Here is a 17,347-nt window from a genome sequence, read left to right on the forward strand (position 1 = left end):
GTTGGATTGCTACCCTCTTCTCCCTATCTATTAAGATCTTTATTATCAGATGGTGAAGATGGGTAAAGTGATCAGTCTCAGCGTCATTTTTTAGCTCAAATGACTATAACCTGCGAGTTCTACCTGATTCGTTTAGCCAGCAACTTGTTAACAAAAACCAATAAAATAACAAGTCAAAACAAAGTGATCTTAAAAAACCAAATATAAATCAGACACTTCAAATAAAAATTAAAACAAGCTTTTAGAGTATTATTCAACCATCCCCAAAAAATCACAAGTGCATGTTTAAAATAAAGTTTTAAGTTTAAAACTCATGTAACTTATAAAATTACACAATGTCAACAATGTGCAATCACCAATAAAAAATAATCAAAAAAAACACTTGCACACTGTTAACAATAGTCTATATATTAAAACACGCTTATTTTTGTTAACCAAGAATTAACAACTTAATTAACAAAAAAAGACTCGATGGAAGCCAAAATAATAAAGCAGCATCAACTTACGCGTTAACTATTACACAGACAAAACACAAACTTTTTGAGGAGGCGTTCAAATGCCGAACAAAAAACAGAGTTTCCAACTCAGCGCCTTAACGATAGCGGTGCTGGGAAGCAGTACAAGCATGTTAGCCAGCGCAGCAGAAGAAAACACTGACGATACAGAAGTCATTGAGGTACAGGGATACCGAGGCAGTATTCTCAAATCAATCAACGAAAAAAGAAACGCTTCTACCGTGGTTGATTCAATTTTTGCTGAAGATATTGGTAAAACGACAGACCAAAATATCGCCGATGCCCTTTCACGGGTGACAGGTGTATCTATCAACACCGAAGACGGTGAAGGCACCAGTGTTACTATCCGAGGTGCGCAATCAGATTTTACTAATATCTCGTTAAACGGCGTTACGTTAACCAGTTCAGATACCAATAATACAGTCGATTTAAGTACGTTTTCGGCAGACATTTTATCACAAATTAGTGTGTATAAAACGTCAAGTGCCGACCATGATGAAGGGTCGCTGGGCGCAAATGTGGTGCTAAGAACAGCAAAACCATTAAGCCTTAAAAATGACCGCATGAATGTAACCTATCAAGGTCGTTATAATGACTTTGCTGATAAATACGACCACAAACTTAGCGGATCTTTTTCTAAAAAATTCTTTGACGATACCTTTGGCATTATAGTCACGCTCGCAGACGAAACACAGGCGATTCGCCGAGATGAAGTACGAGGTAACATTAACGACCCTTATTTGCTCAAAACGATCCCTAAAAGATATACCATTATTGATGGTGAAAATGGCCCAGAAGCACAAGAGATCCCTGTCGCTCGAGATCAAAATGGCGAACTTTTATACGGTGGCGACCCCTACTTCACCCTGCGAAATTTAAACTATAGTTTGGGTCAAAATCAAAGAGACAGATTTACCGCAACCACAGGTTTTCAATGGTTACCAAACGACGAAACCAATATCCAGCTTGATTTAAGTTATTCGTTCCAGCAAGTAATTCGTGACGATCATAATGTTGGCATTCAAATGCCAGACATGGACACAGATCCCAATTTAACGGTGGCAGGTATTACCGATCCGGCACAAATCAACGACCCAGACTGGACTCCAGATATCTTACAATATGGGCCCAATAATCCTATATTGGATAACAATGGTAATACCATATATTACCCCTTGGTTCCAGACCCTCAAGAAGACTGGTGGGTATTTAACACTGATAATCGCACCATGATAAAGGCGCTTAACAGAAAAACCCGAGGCACTATAAACCGTCAACAGCAACAAGACGAAACTAAAAACAAAGTCGCCACTCTGCGCTTTGATACCTGGATCACTGACAATTTAAAAGTCGAAGCTAAACTTGGTTACTCAAGCTCTAACTTCGATATTGTAGATAACTCAAGTGTCAGTTCAGCAACTTGGTTTATATTGCATGGGAACGAAATAGACGATATTCCAGTTGACACACTTTATCCAACCGGCATTGATTGCACTTCAGGTATGTGCCAAATGGTCGTGGGTGATGGAGAATTAACTCAAACACCGGGTGGAAACCAACAAGGCCGAGCCCATACGACTTTTATTCCTGAAAATCCGTACGCGCAACATTTAGGCGGTGTCCGCTTAGCCGATGGTTATACCAAAGATGTGAACAAGAGCTTGTTTTTAGATTTTGATTGGGACGTAGATTATCTTGGTGTGACTAAAGTGGAATGGGGTTATAAAATTTCTCAGCGTGACAAAGATGTATATCGAAACAACGCGAATATTACCGACCATAGTCCAACCATTTTTGATCCGCTAACAGGCAAAGAAGTCACTAGTACTAACTTTTCAGCGTACACAACCAATGAGATTTTAGATCCAGACCAAAGCTGGGAATACGGCGACGATTGGTTAGACGGTTTAGTCGCAAAAGATCCTAAATATAGTTTAGGTTTTATCGAAAACGGTTGGCCATTAATTAATGCCCGCACAGCTTTCCAAAAAGCCTTCGCTTTAGAAAAATATGAATTAGACAATGATGCGACTCAGAGCCGTCAAACGATTCAAGACAACTATTCATTTTATGGCAAGCTTAACTTTGAATATTTTGATGGCCGTTTAACCGGTGATTTAGGGGTTCGTTTTGTTCACACAGAAATAGAAGCCAAAAAAGGTAAATCTGCCGTTGTTTTCCGCAATGACGACCGCTTGTTCGACCCTTTAAAACTGGTTAACAATGGTTTGTTTGATCCTTCTAACCCACCTTGTCCATCGGTCAGAAATAACGCGGCAATACAAACAATGCGTATTGACGGAACTGGGGTCGTGCCAGATGGCACCTCAGTTACAGATATTCGCACTGGTCAGGTATACGGCCCAGGCGATTCCGTGCCAAATCAATACCCATGTTATGAGCGCGAAATTGGCCAGCAAAGCCCGGCTGAAACCGTAGATAACCCTAACTACATTCCATACAACCAAGCCAGCCGAGACCGTAGTTGGTGGTGGAACTACCGTCACGGAGATATTACCACAGCGTTGGATCCTGCATTGTTCCGCCGCGAATTTGATAGTGCTGGAACTGGAGAAAGTGATATCTGGTTACCCAGCTTAAATTTAAATTACCAATTAACCCGAGATTTAATCGGTCGTTTTGCGGTATCAAAAACCATGTCAAGACCAGCATTCGATTGGTTACGTCCAGGTTTTAGAATCAGCGAAAATGTCTGGGGACTTAAACAGTCAAATATGGATGCACCTAATCCTCAATTAAAACCATTGCAATCTAAAAACCTAGATTTATCCATTGAATGGTACTTTAACAAAGAGGGTCAATTGTCTTTAGCCTACTTTAGAAAAGATATGACCGACTTCCCACTCGAAGTAAGAGATTCATTCTATTGGGCCGATATTCGCGATAAAACCGACTTAACTGAACTTAATATCGAAGATATTTTAATTGCCAAAAATGATGCGTACAAACCAGGTGTCGCTATTGAAGATGAAGGCGGCTACGCCTGTATGCCAGACAGATACAATACTGGCCAGCTTGCCAGTGCTATGAAAATTCAGTGTAACGAAGTCATAGCAACCTTTAGGGTCAATGGTGAAGATCAAAAATCTGAAGGTATTGAGTTTGCCTATCGCCAGACTTACGACTTTTTACCCGCACCTTTTGATGGTTTAGGGGCAGATTTTAACTACACATACGCAAAAACCGAACAAGGCCCTGTCTTTTTAGAGCTCTCTGGACGTACTTTGCCAGCGGCGCCACAGGTGAACACCCCTAAACACTCGGCAAATACATCCTTGTATTGGCAGAAAAAAGGTCACTCTATGCGTTTAACACATAGATATACAGGGATAAAACTAAATCGACGTTTAGCACAAGCTGATCTTTGGTTAGACGAAAAATCTCAATTAGATTTTGCATTTAACTATAAAGTTAATAACCAAATCAGTATAAGTTTTAATGCGTTGAATTTAACAGATGAAGAAAACCGTCTGTTTTTTACCAGTCGGGAGTATGACTTTGGTGAAAAAATCCAAAATGAAGACGGCCATTATTTAGATATTAACGGCGATGTGATAACTGTTTCAAACATTGTAGATACACTGCCTGATGGCTCAACCGTCACTCAAACGACCCCTGCAACTATGGAGCAAATTGAGCAATCTCAAGCGCTTCAAGATATGTTAGTGCCCGATGTTTATAACGAAGGCAACCCCATGGACGATAGCAGTGTTGATAAAAGCCGCACAGTGCAAAATTACAAAACCGGTCGTCAATTCCGTTTAGGTATACGAGTCAATTTCTAGGACCAGAATGTAGACAATGCCAATTAATAGAAATATGACTAAACAGAATAAGTTTTGGAGAAAGCCCTATGAGTTGTTTTAAACACTCTTTATTAAGCACAATTATTGCAGCCAGTTTAACTGCCTGTAGTGGTGATGACATAGACAATAGCTATGACAATAATATTGCTCAAATGAGCACTAGCGAGCCTGAGTTTATTGTTGAATTTAACGAAAATGATCCTATTACCCGAATCGATTTAACTCAAAACGTTGATAACCCGGCCGGCACTCAAATTTACGCCTTGGATGTTACGCTTATTATTGATGAAGACGGCGATTGGGTGCACGATCAACGACAAAGTGTTGTCAATGATGTTCCGCAATTTGAAGAAGATGGCGTCACCCCAAAAATGGAAGACGTACCTTTTGATGGTACGTATGGTGGTGAATATGGTGGCTACCGACCTCCCTATATTAGAACAATCCGTCAATACGGTGAACAAGGTTATCAAGTCCTGGATCGCCAAGAAGCTGGTATCTTGCAAGAAGGTAGCAAATTGTTGATACAGCCTTTCACATGGACAGATCAGTTGGCGGTTGGTGAAACCCGCGAATATCATTACATTTATGATCTGGACAATGGCTACAATGATGGCGATTTTGACATCACAGATGACTATTTGCGACGTAAAATCATCGTTCGGGTCACAGGCGTCGAAGACCCAGTCACCGAAATCAACGTGTTAGAAGGTGATAGTATCTCTGCGCCGCAAAGTAGCTCAGATCCGTCTGCTAACGACTATTACCCAATTGCTGTCAATGCTGAAGTAATGCCAAATTACGCTTCCTATCCAGCGCTCATCTGGGAATCAGCTGATCCTTCCGTTGCTAAAGTAATGTTCACCGAAGATGATCCGAACACAGCCGTGAACGAAAGTTTACAAGCAACCATTTTAGGGGTCGCCGCCGAAAGTGACACTGTGGATGGCGTCACTCAAATCACTGCTCGTTTAGCTGGTGGTGCCAATAAAGACACTATCATGAAAACTATCGATGTGATAGTGCCTCGTTTGCCAACAGGGCCAGTGCGAACCGAACTGCAAATTTCTGGTATGGTAACGTCAGGCAATTATAACCTTGAAGCAGATGAGAACTTACAACTGTCTGTGCGTGTCATACCAGATGATCCGGCCATTGACATAGATAGAAGTGTCACTTGGGCGTCTTCAAACCCAGCGGCGGTTACTGTCAGCGAACAAGGTTTAGTCACAGTTGTAGACAGAGCCCAAGGGCCTGCCACCATCACAGTGACAACCAACACAGATAACCGTATTTCTGCGCTCACCATAAACCCAGTGCCAAGCACGAGTATATTAGCGGATAATGCAGGTTTTGAATCTGGAGCAGTCTTGCCATGGGAGAAAAAGTGGCAAAGTCCAACCGCGGATGGCACAGCGTCACCGTCAAAAATTGTTGTGACTGATGCCGCCAAAAAAGACGGTGATAAGGGGCTCCATTTAACAGGTGTGACCCCGCATGGTGCTAAAAATACCACAGGGGGCATATCAATCTCGGCTGCTGAATTTAAAAAAATTCGGCCTGCCAATTTTGCAGACGGCAGCAAAAACCGAAAGTTCCGCATGAGTTGGGACATGAAAGTAAACAATGCGGTAGAGGGTACACCGGTTAAACACCGGCCTGTGATTTTACTGCAAACCCCTTGGGCGCAACAGTACCCAACGGCTGCCGTTACAGAGGTCACCTCTGATGCTTGGGCCACTTATCATGTTGAATTTGACGAGCCTGACTTTAGCGAGGTGCAAACAAACAATGGCTTAGTCAACAACGTAGACGATGACGGTAAACTGTTGCAAGACAATATCATGCTCATTCATGAAATACTCAGCGGCGTTACGACACTGGATATTTATTATGACAATATTAGATTCAAGTGTATCGAAAACTGCAGTGAATAAACCCTGAAGTCACTCTAATCGGCTTGCCTTTGCCTCTGCTGATGAGGCAGAGGCAAGACTATGCTAAAGTGAAAAAAATAACTTGATGCGGAGGTTTTTTGCAAACACACATATTGTTATTGCTTGATGAACACATCAGTGGTTGGATGGCAGCCATTTCCTTTGCCAAACTCCGGCAAATTAAGTTAACTATAATAGAGCAGGAACAAACAAGCACACCCGCTAATCCAATTTATACCACTAATAAACATTTTTCACAGTGGTTAACACAATCACAAATAACCAGCAGCCAGTGGATAACCGCCAGCCAAGCTAACTTTAATCTAGGCACTGAATTTGTTGATTGGAATAGTCGGCCAGATTATCAGCGGTATTTATTACCTGCCATCTCGGCAACTGATAAATTTTACGCCAATCAATTTATCGACAATATTAATTGGCGCAAACAAAACTTTGATAGTAAAACACAACCTGATAACTTTTTTTTAAGTGGCTATTTAGCGGCGAATAACCTAGCCCCAGTTGAACCTGAAAATTTTCCATTTCCAGTTGATTTTGGATATCAGTTTGCACAAAAGCCTGCAGTAGATTACTTTCGTGAACGATTAAAAGACGACAATATCCATCTGCAAACACAACAATCAGTACACCCCAAACAAGCCCTAATCGATGCCGCCGATCTGATTTTTGATTGCCGGCAAACGCATAACTTGCTTGCCCAGCAAGAATCGTTAAACGAACCCAACAGCCCTATCAATACCAGAAAAATAAGCATTAGTTTGGCTGCCTCAAATGATTTACGGCCGGTTACCCAAGTGACCGCAAAACCCAATGGCGTGCTCAAACAGGCAGCCAGCTTTGATAACCAAAACATCAGTTTTTATTTTAACCAGCAGGCATGCTCAGTTGAAACAGCCGAAAAAGAGCTCCGACAATATGTCCCTAGCGATGCTCAGATCACTAATGTAACGGACCTTAACAATAAACGGCTGACAAACTGCTGGCAGGATAAGCTGATAGCGCTCGGCCCCGCATATTGTGCCAATGTGCCGTTGGACGATGCTGATTTAACAATAGAAAGCCTTTTAATCAGTCGCTTTTATGAGTTATTCCAAATGCCTCAACTAACGCCTGAACAAATATTGAGAAAGCGCCGTAAAATCAACCTATATGCCGCTTACCTCGCCCAAGAGATTGCTGATTTTAACGCCCTACATTACCTGTTATGCGATCGACAAGATAACAACTATTGGCATTTAGCAAAACAAGTTTCACTTTCACCAGTCGCCGAACGTATGATTATGGCGTGGCAACAAAACAACAAGTTTCCAGAAACCTATCACAACAACAATTACCATATATATCCACTCGCAGCTTGGTACGCATTATTAGCTGGCAATGGTTTTTTTCCTATGCCAGCCAGGCTCAAAAAAAGCCCTAGCGAAGCCGAACAAAATAGCCGTCAAGCAAACGAGTTTTTTAGTCAGTGCAGCAAAAACTTCGGCAATAACAGGCAAACTATTCAAGATATTTTAAACGGGCAGCTAAATGAACAAAGATAAACATATTTTAGTGGTCGGCGGTGGAACAGCTGGCTGGATGGCCGCCAGTTTATTAAACCGTAAATTAAAAAGTGCGGGCTTTACGGTGAGTTTATTAGAGTCCTCACAAATTGAAACCATAGGGGTTGGCGAGGGGTCAACGCCCTACTTAGCTAAATTTTTTAGTGCACTTGATATTGCAGAAAACGAATGGATGACAGCGTGCAATGCGACTTTTAAAACGGGTATTCGCTTTTTAAATTGGTCATCCGTGCGAGGTTCTGAGCAATATTTTCATCCGTTTTATTCGCTCGTTGATTTTGAGCATGCTAGCCAATTTGAATATCAAACGCGTTTGAAACGCCATTTTTATGATGTTGAGGCGCATCCAGATAAATATTTTTTGGCTCAATCACTCTCTTGCCAATGCAAAGCACCCAAAGCCACAGAGAATTTCCCGTTCAAACTGGATTATGCTTACCATTTTGATGCTGCTCGGCTTGCTCAATTTTTAAAAGAAAAAGCCATATCTGCCGGAGTTCAACACTTAACAGGCACTGTGGATTCGGTAAAACTAAAAAACGATGGGGACATAGAGTCGCTGCATTTAGCCGATGGCAGAAGGGTTCAAGCTGACTTTTTTTGTGATTGTACCGGCTTTCGCTCTTTGTTGATGCAGCAAAATTATCAGGTTAAATTTATTTCGTATCAACACCGCTTGTTAAATGATGCGGCGGTGGCGCTACCAACAGAGCTACCAACAGAGATTGACAAAGCGATTCCTTCAGCCACTCAAAGTTATGCCTTATCAAGCGGTTGGGCTTGGCAGATCCCACTCACAAATCGCTACGGCAACGGCTATGTGTATAGCTCTGCACACATCACAGCTGAACAAGCAGAAGCTGAACTAAAACAACACTTAGGTTTAGATAAAAACGCCGAGATTCCTGCACGTCATTTAAAAATGCGTGTCGGCCGCTTGAATAAACATTGGCAGCACAATTGTATTGCAATTGGTTTGTCACAAGGGTTTATCGAACCACTTGAGGCCACTGCTTTGCATTTAGTGCAGTACATGATTGATCAGTTTATCACGCTTTATCAGCAGGGAGGTTATAGTAATAAATACCAAGATGAGTTAAACCACAAGGTTAACCGCCAATTTGATAATATTTTAGATTACGTCAGTATGCATTACCTAACAAACTCTTATCAAAACAGTTCATACTGGCAAGATGCTCGTCGAGTGCCGGCCAGTGAGATACAAAACCAAATATTAAATGACTGGCATCGAGGCGAAGATTTAGCCGCTACCTTAACAAGATTGAGGATCACTGATGCTTATAGCTCAAGCTCTTGGCATTGTTTGCTGGCTGGATCTGGTTACTATCGTCAAGATCAACAGCTACGGCCAATTGATGTCAATATTGAACAGATAGATCAGGATAAAATCTCAGACTTTATTCGCCGTTGCAGTTTAAACTACCCTGATCACAACACCTATCTAAAAAAGATGAGCGCTCAATCATAATGCTAAAGGGCAGCGTTTTTTAACAACTGCCCTTTTTAATTTAAGCGTTATTAAGCGAGCTCTACCAACAAGGTTTGACCATTATTCACTGTCAGCGGTTGATCAAATTTTAACTCGTAAAAACCATCGCTGGCTTTCATATTGGCTGAAAATTGACGCCCATTGATACTCACCTTGGCCCCTTTAGCATCCAACTGCTTAAGCTGACCTAAGCGCAGATGGCGGAGTTCAAGTTGCCCATATCTAAGCTCTATTTCAACGGTTTGCTGTTTAGTATTTGCGCTTTGTCTAAACTGCCCCCAACCTTCGGCCGTGGTAAAGGCGGCTTTAAAGTTTTCTGGTTGCAAAATAGGTTTCAGGGTTAACGATGCTTCTGGTCCATCATACTGATAACCACAAACAGCTAAAAAGGCACTATAGCTGGCCATTGCACGCGAGTAGTGATCGCTACATTCAACTTCATTATAAGGATTACGACGCTCAGGTGCATATCTATCATAGATGGCTTTACCAATCGTCAAACCTTGCTCAACCATGCCAAGTCTAAGCATATGGGCTGCAACTTGCCATTCAAAACCTGTCATGCATTCATTTAAATAGCCTGCATAATTTTTATTGCCGCTTTTAGGTTCAACTTTACCATTTGGAAAGCTACACATCACAAGCCCAGCTTCACCGGGTGCGGCGTACCAGCGGCCTTCTTTCATGATATCGCGGAACGCACCAACATCAGGCGAAAAGTTATATTTATATAGGGACTCAAGCGCCTGTTTGGTTTTATCATTTGGCAATATTGGCGGCAAACCTACTTCGTGCAACCAACTTTCCCCGAGTACCTGATCAATGTGGCAACCATTAGTCGAGCCATGCATTTTTGTTTCATCATCTGGTGGAATATGAACAAAATAACCGAAGTCTTCTCGCCACAACTGACTCACCATGGCTGGCACACCTTTAGCAATAATCTGCTGGTAACGCTGCGCAACTTGAGGTTCATTCATTTGCTCTGCCATTTTAGCGGCCGCCCGCAACGCAGCATGATAAACATTAATTAACCAAGGTACTCTGCCATGCCAAGGCTCATCCAAGGTATTATGCTGCGCACCCGCTAAAATACCGTCTTCATCAGGATCCCACTCTTTAATGACAAAATCCATCGACAGTTTGACTCGCGGCCAGATGCTTTGCAAAAAGCGGTAATCCGTCGTCATCTGACTTTCGCGTAATACCCGAATGATAGTGCCGCAGGTACCATCTAGTGCATCATCTTTACCTTTAGCACCATCTCGCATGGTATACCGAAAATACACCATGCCATTGTCTTCATTAAAACCTTTTCCGTATTCGATACGGTCTCGACATTCACGCTCAATTTGCGGAAAAATACGCGCTAATCCTTGCGCATAGTTCCAAACGTGGGTGCAATTGCCTGGACAACATCTAACCCCTTCTTCGAGGTTGTAAATATCTGTGCTTTCACCTTCTGGATAAATTCTTTGCGCGGTTTGCGTTTGCATACAATCAATCGGAATAAAACTACGCTCTAACAACCAATAAGGCAAACTTGAGTCATACCAGGTATCAACCCAATTTTGGCTAAGGCTAAATAGCTTTGACTCTTTTTTGGCAACTTGATTTGCAGCCATGGCTGCACTACCGAACACTGTTGCGTAATGATATTCACCCGGCGCTGTCGCTTTATCACCATGCCCAAATCTGGTTCCGTAACGTAACTTAGGCACTCGCCAAGCTACCGCAAAGATGACCGTTTTTTGCTCACCTGGTTTAAGACTTATTTGTTTACCTAGCGCTGCATACAAAGGTTTGGTTCCAGCCTGTTGAATCGACTTTTGGGTTTCTTGAGCACTTGACTTAAAAATCCCGTCAATACCGGCACTGGTTTTATTTAAATTAACAAAATCAGCCGATGGTTCCCCCACTAAAGCTAACGCAATTGAATTGCTATCGCTTTTAGTCGATAAACACTCAACGCTGGTCATCTCAGAAAATGATTGCAAGCGGTTTATTTTATCTTCTGTCTTGGCGTTTTTGTCGTTTTTTATCCAACCAGCAACAGAAGCCGTTTGAGTGGTATCACTCCGGTTAGTTAAGTTATAACGCATGATCACAACTGGATAGCTAGAGTCGTCCCGGTTAAGCGGCACAAAGGGTGTATAAGCCTGTAACTCAACATCAATTGGGCAGTTGTTATCACTATAATTGACTTTTCCCATCGGGTATTGGTTAGTAAATTGAACCTGGGAAAAACCTTGCGCTGATAAAGGGTGCACTTTGTCATTGACCTCAAGCGCAAACCCTTCTTCCAGATCGGTTGGCACAGCATAAGGTTCTAAGTAGGCTGCGCCTTTGGGGTTGTTTTTATTTCCTTTTTTTGCCGTTAAGTTCCAATACCAGAGCTGCCCGTCTGCACTTAAATACACCTGCCCTGTACCTAAACCATTAATTGGCATGCCCACATAATTAACCGATTTAGCATCAACGGTGAGTGGCTTGCCTCTTTGATACAGACTGTCTATCCAACTGCTGGTTAACTTTTTATCGGCTGGTATGACTTTATTAAAATCTTCCGCTAAAAAAGGCCCGGCCATAGCTTCTACCCGGCTCGCCATCATCATGGCTGCAGTAATAGAGCTGGCTTTTAAAAAATCACGTCGATTTATTCCTTGCGCTAAACCAGTAAAAGCACTGTGCATGTTGGTTTTATCTTTATTGATGGTCATAATTTAAGTATCCTCAATTTTGCTCCGGCTGATAGAGCTCATTCAGCTTTTGTTTCATTTGTGCAACAATTTCAGGGTGCTTTCCTGCTATGTTAGTGGTTTGGTATGGATCTTTGACTAAATCATATAGCTGCTCTGCTGGCGCATCTGGCAATAACTTGCCGTTGGCCATATCAGAGTTTTTCCCGCCAATAAAGTTAACTGCGGCAGGCCCACCCCAAGCATGATGATGCGGTTTAGATCCGCTAAATCCACCACTGCCTTGAGCTGGAATATACACCCACTTGCCGTCTCTAACGGCTAAGTTTTTAGGCTGACGCGGTGCAATTAATAATTCTTCGCGAACCGGTTCATCACTCGTTCCTAACAAAGCAGGCAAGGCGTTAATGCTGTCGCTATCCGATGGGATCAACTCAGTTTGCCCAGTTAAATGGGCAAAGCTGCTATACATATCCATTAACGAAACCAATTGATTAGACACTTGACCCGGTTTTATTTTGTTAGGCCAATAGGTGATCATAGGTATTCGGTGACCTCCTTCCCATGCACCAAATTTAAAACCAAGTAAATCACCGTTTATTTTGTGGCCTGCCTGATACGCATTGCGCGCACCTAAATTCAGCATGCCGCCATTGTCACTGGCAAACACTATCAGGGTGTTGTCAGCTAGGTTATTTTTTTCTAAATATTCAACAATTTCTCCGACCATCCAGTCGAGTTCATGAATAAAGTCTCCATATAAACCAATTTCACTGGTGCCTTTAAACCGTGGCGCTGGGGTAAATGGATGGTGGATTTGCGTCGTGGCAAAATATAAAAAAAATGGCTGATGTTTGTTGCTTTCAATCCACTGCAATGCTTTATGTGTGTATTGAACACCCAACTGCTCGTCATCAAACAAAGCATGGGCTTTTTTACCACCCGCGAAGCGGTTTGCTACTTTATTAGAGGCTTCAGGTGGAAAAGTTCGAGTTTCGGTTGGTTTGTATTTATCGTATAAAGGCGAGCCTGGATGACCTAAATAAATGAGCGGATCATCTGGGTCATGCCCTACCACCATTTCGTTTTCTACATGCACATAAGGCGGACCGCTGTTAACCAAGGGTATACCATAATAATAATCAAAACCTAGGTCTCTTGGGCCTGGCGTTAATGGCATTGACCAGTCGTTTTTTTCTGATTTAAAACCTAAATGCCATTTACCTATAGCCGCTGTTTTATATCCTTTTTGTTTAAATACATCGGCTAAGGTTTGCTGCTCTGGTTTGATGATCATTTTAGAAACAGGGGAAATCGGCCCCCAAGCCCCATTATGATTTTGGGTTTTAATATGTGCTTTATACGGATATTCGCCCGTTAAAAACGCATAACGGGATGGACTGCAAACCGCCGAAACCGAATGTGCATCAGTGAACATACGGCCCTGCTGAGCCAACTTATCTATATTGGGTGTTTTAACTTTAGTTGCACCATATACACCTAGGTCGCCATACCCTAAATCATCCGCCAAAATCACTATCACATTGGGTGGCTCAGTGCTGGTTATTGTTTTTTGGGCACTTTCACTATTGCTGTTGTTTTGTTGGCAAGCCGATGTGAACAGCACGCAGACCGCACTTAACGCAAGATATGTTTTTTTCATTTTTTAAAATCCTATTTTTTTTAGGGTGGCCATGTTTTACGCAGACGCCTTTATTATTTCAACGTCTAAAGTCTGCCCTGCTTGCAAATCTATCGGCTTAGCAAACTTCAGTTGTAATTCGTCATTGATTTGCTGATGGCTTAAAATAATCTCACGCCCGTTTAATTTCGCTTGGACTGAGTTAACTGGGTTGCTAGCGGTTAAAATCAATTGGGCGACATTTATCTGCCCCTCGGCAATTTCAATTTGGCTCTTCATGCCAGTAGCCGTCTGTTGTTGGCTGTACAAACCATAACCTTCAGCGCCACTAAAAAAGCTTTTATGATTAGCCACATGAATGCGAGGTTTAAACCCTAATAAACCGGCAGGCCCATCATAAATAAAACCTTGTAGGGCTAATAATGCAGACCAAACACTTAGCGAGCGACCATAGTACTTGCCACACTCATCATCCCCGAACGGATTACCTGAGGTTCCTCGTGGGCCGGTTTCCATATCAGTCACCCCTTCGGTTCGTAAACGGCCGTCGTAGCGATCGGCAATGACTTTGATTAGCATTAACCCTTCGCGCAACATGCCGTTTTGAATCATGCTAGCACCGGCACCGTATTCAAAACCTGTCATGACTTCGTCACCGTATTTCATACCAGGGATCGGCTGAGGATTTTTAGGCCAAGTGATCATCTTGGTTCCGCCATCACTAATTTCGCAATACTGGCGAGGTTTAAGCGACTGACCATAAAAATCTGCTAAAAAGTTATATCTAAGCAATGATTGCATCGCTTTTTCAGTGCGTTCTTTAGGATAATTTCGATCGATATTGATTTGATCAGCCCACCATTCACCTAATACTTGGTCGATATGGCACCCATCTAAATAATCTTGTACCCTTTCTTGGCCAGCTTCTTGAATATAATATTCACCGTTCCATAAACGTTCGTTTTGCAATTGTTTCCCTGACGTCCTGATGCGGCGATATTCTTTAGCGAGATCATTTTCTTGCATAACATCTGCCATCCGAGCAGCGGCTTCTAACGCAGATAAATATAAACTGCCAATCCATGACGAGCACCCCATAATGGCACCATCTAAGGTGTTGTGCTGCCGATTTTGCATATAACCATCGCGGTTGGGATCCCAATGCTCAATCGCCGCATTCATAGATTTTTTTACTTTAGGCCAAAGGCTTTTTAACCAGCTATCATCAACTGAACATTGATACTCTCGGTATGTATTTAAAATAGTGCCAAAAAAGCCATCAGCGGCTTCTTTATGTTTACTAGTATGACGATATCGTAAAACGCCAGACTCTGTTTGAAAGTCATAATCTTGTTCGCGCATTTTGCGCCCCAGCTCTGGCAATAAGCGGGCATGTAGTTGGGCATAATGCCAAACGTGCGTGCAATTACCTGGGCAACAGCCGTCATCTGATTTAGTGCCTTCCCACGCCCCAAAATAACCATCTTTTGACCAGAAACAGGTTTGGCTACGCAGTACGGCGGTTTGTGATGACAAACGATCTAATAACCATACCGGTAAGTTAGAGGCATACAAAGTATCGTGGAATTTACGTGTTCGGGCCGTTAAATCAGCGAGATTTTTTTGCACATAAGCGTTAACGGCCAGCGCATCAGGCCACCAATTGTTATACATTTGGCCATAGCGTTCTTGCCACTTTTGGCTACCAGCATGTTTTGTATCGGTAAAATACCAAGACAAAACAAAAGTAACCGATTGGGTTTCGCCCGGCGCTAGCGTCAACGCACTTGCCACAGCCGCCCGCTGAGTTTTGCCCTGAGGGGAAGGCTGAGTTTGGGTTTCACCGTCCAATTGGCCTGATTGGAAAAAGGCACTATGTAAACTTTGGCTATCTTGCCAGTTGGCGATGGCAGTTGAGTTATTGTGATAAGCGGCTAAGACCATTCCAGCCTGTTGACCATTTTGCTGCATATAAACCAGCGTAGCGCCATCAGCAGAGATGACTTTGTTGTGATTGCCGCCATAAGCCTGGCCTTTTTTATCATAACCCAAGATGTTTTTTTGTGCGGCCAGCAGATCCACTGAAACAAGCGCCGTCGATGTATTTGTGACTGTGGTTGTATATATGGCACAAGGTAACGCTGAGTTTTTTAAATCCATTGGAATAAATGGGTTAAATATTTCAGTTTTAACCGTGACTGGTAGCTGTGCATCATTATAAAAGTAGTTTGCGAACGGATATTCGCCTTCAAACGCAATTGACGAAACGGGTGAAAAATCAGCCGCCGCTTCGGTTTGCAAAGCTTTCACTACAGCGGGTTCGTCATTTGTTTGAGTTCTAATGGCTAAAAAACAATCTTCGTGAAAAATTTCTTCAAAGTTGGTCGCTATCTGCCAAATACCCGGCTGACCTTTACCATTAAATTGTATGCCACCGGCACCTATACCACCGACAGTGAAATTTATGGCCTGCAAATGTTCGCCCGTATACCTGCGGGTTTGGCCGCGTTCAGTGAGTTCACTACTTTCTAAATAGGCTCGGGTTTTAGCATCTCGTATCGCGTTTTGCCGCTTTTTAACCTGCTCAACTAGCACACCTGTGGCAGCGAGCTTGTCTTGCCAGCCGGCTTGTTTTAAATCTTTTTGAATTTCAGCTTGCGTTAAACCTTTGCCAAAACAAGCGACTTCATCTAGCTTGATGGCGGTTGATCCCCAGTCATTATCTGGTGCTTGACCAAAGTACATAGTCGATTTTTTCGGCCCGCGACGGGTAAACTCAAGTGCCCCACCCACTAAGCTACATTCAAACCCATCCACATAAACTCGGATATCCAAATCAAAACTGGTGATGGCAAAGTGATACCAGCGCCCTACTTCTATGGCTTTACCCGTTGGCAAATCAATTCTAGTCACAATTTTATCGTGCGTATTTCGATATAAGAGTGCCGACATATCGTTTTTAACGCCGATAATATAGCGCACATCATCTTTACTGGTTTGCGCCATCAATACAGGGTCATCACCATTTTCGGGCAAGCGGTCGACTTTAAAAAAGAATGCCAAAGTCGCGGCACGATCACGTAAATGTTCAGCTTCAGTCTCTTGTAAATAACTGGCTGGGTCCAACGCCAACGCTTGACCGTTGGCAATGCCCTCTACAAGTTTTGGGTTACCAATTTTTGTCGCTGCTCGGCCACTCAAGGCATCTTTGTAATCACCATCAAAGCGCCAGTAACCACGCAAAGAATCATGTGCTGTAATGGCTTTTGCATAGTTTTCACCCGCGCTTTTATTGAAAGACCAAAGTTGACCTGTACAGCCGGCTAAGGTGAGTCCACCTGCGGCAATTAAAAAATGACGCCGCGATTGTGAAACGGGTGTGCAGCATAACTTATTTTCATTGTTGACTTTACACGACATTGTTACCTTGTCCTTTGTGAGTTGACAACTTATCAATATTGAGCGAGATCACCTTAGCTGTAGTGCCATCCTAAGTTGATATTGATAAGCGAATAAACTTGTTTCAAATAAGACAAATAAACTTCAATAAACCCGCAACAAAATTTAACGGCTGTGTTAAAAACTATTGAGGCTGACAGTGTTTATAAGGTAGGAAAGTAAAAAAGCCGGATCT

At 42.6% G+C, this 17,347-nt stretch carries 7 protein-coding genes; 4 read left to right on the forward strand and 3 right to left on the reverse strand.

Annotated elements, in window-relative coordinates; all coding sequences use genetic code 11:
• Window positions 1-556: 556 nt before the first annotated feature.
• From C727_RS0113765 to C727_RS0113780, 4 genes are all read left to right on the forward strand, one after another.
• A complete protein-coding gene (locus tag C727_RS0113765) occupies window positions 557-4,321 on the forward strand; it encodes a TonB-dependent receptor (protein WP_017446227.1) in 3,765 nt (1,254 codons plus the stop codon).
• A 68-nt stretch (window positions 4,322-4,389) separates the two neighbouring features.
• On the forward strand, window positions 4,390-6,279 hold the full coding sequence (locus C727_RS0113770; RefSeq protein WP_017446228.1) for an Ig-like domain-containing protein: 1,890 nt from the start codon (window positions 4,390-4,392) through the stop codon (window positions 6,277-6,279).
• 98 nt (window positions 6,280-6,377) lie between these two features.
• On the forward strand, window positions 6,378-7,841 hold the full coding sequence (locus tag C727_RS0113775; protein ID WP_017446229.1) for a tryptophan 7-halogenase: 1,464 nt from the start codon (window positions 6,378-6,380) through the stop codon (window positions 7,839-7,841).
• Complete coding sequence (locus C727_RS0113780; protein ID WP_017446230.1) at window positions 7,828-9,351, forward strand: tryptophan halogenase family protein; 1,524 nt, start codon at window positions 7,828-7,830, stop codon at window positions 9,349-9,351. Before C727_RS0113775 ends, C727_RS0113780 begins: the two co-directional genes overlap by 14 nt.
• Before the next feature lie 50 nt (window positions 9,352-9,401).
• Here C727_RS0113780 and C727_RS19135 read toward each other — a convergent pair whose 3' ends face one another.
• From C727_RS19135 to C727_RS0113795, 3 genes are read right to left on the reverse strand one after another with little or no spacing between them, the layout of a single operon-like run.
• The gene (locus C727_RS19135) at window positions 9,402-12,092 is read right to left on the reverse strand and encodes a GH116 family glycosyl hydrolase (RefSeq protein WP_017446231.1); all 2,691 of its coding nucleotides are present in this window, start codon (window positions 12,090-12,092) and stop codon (window positions 9,402-9,404) included.
• 13 nt (window positions 12,093-12,105) lie between these two features.
• Window positions 12,106-13,734, reverse strand: a complete 1,629-nt coding sequence (locus C727_RS0113790; RefSeq protein ID WP_017446232.1) for a sulfatase family protein — start codon at window positions 13,732-13,734, stop codon at window positions 12,106-12,108.
• A gap of 36 nt (window positions 13,735-13,770) precedes the next feature.
• The gene (locus tag C727_RS0113795) at window positions 13,771-17,133 is read right to left on the reverse strand and encodes a GH116 family glycosyl-hydrolase (RefSeq protein ID WP_017446233.1); all 3,363 of its coding nucleotides are present in this window, start codon (window positions 17,131-17,133) and stop codon (window positions 13,771-13,773) included.
• Window positions 17,134-17,347: the final 214 nt, after the last annotated feature.

Source organism: Gayadomonas joobiniege G7, from assembly GCF_000300815.1.
GTDB classification, from domain to species: Bacteria; Pseudomonadota; Gammaproteobacteria; order Enterobacterales; family Alteromonadaceae; genus Catenovulum; species Catenovulum joobiniege.

What these genes read in the sequence shown, in the direction of transcription:
- C727_RS0113795 (WP_017446233.1), bottom strand. Translation starts at nt 17,133, where the DNA reads ATGTCGTGTAAAGTCAACAATGAAAATAAGTTATGCTGCACACCCGTT.
- C727_RS0113770 (WP_017446228.1), top strand. Translation starts at nt 4,390, where the DNA reads ATGAGTTGTTTTAAACACTCTTTATTAAGCACAATTATTGCAGCCAGT.
- C727_RS0113790 (WP_017446232.1), bottom strand. Translation starts at nt 13,734, where the DNA reads ATGAAAAAAACATATCTTGCGTTAAGTGCGGTCTGCGTGCTGTTCACA.
- C727_RS19135 (WP_017446231.1), bottom strand. Translation starts at nt 12,092, where the DNA reads ATGACCATCAATAAAGATAAAACCAACATGCACAGTGCTTTTACTGGT.
- C727_RS0113765 (WP_017446227.1), top strand. Translation starts at nt 557, where the DNA reads ATGCCGAACAAAAAACAGAGTTTCCAACTCAGCGCCTTAACGATAGCG.
- C727_RS0113780 (WP_017446230.1), top strand. Translation starts at nt 7,828, where the DNA reads ATGAACAAAGATAAACATATTTTAGTGGTCGGCGGTGGAACAGCTGGC.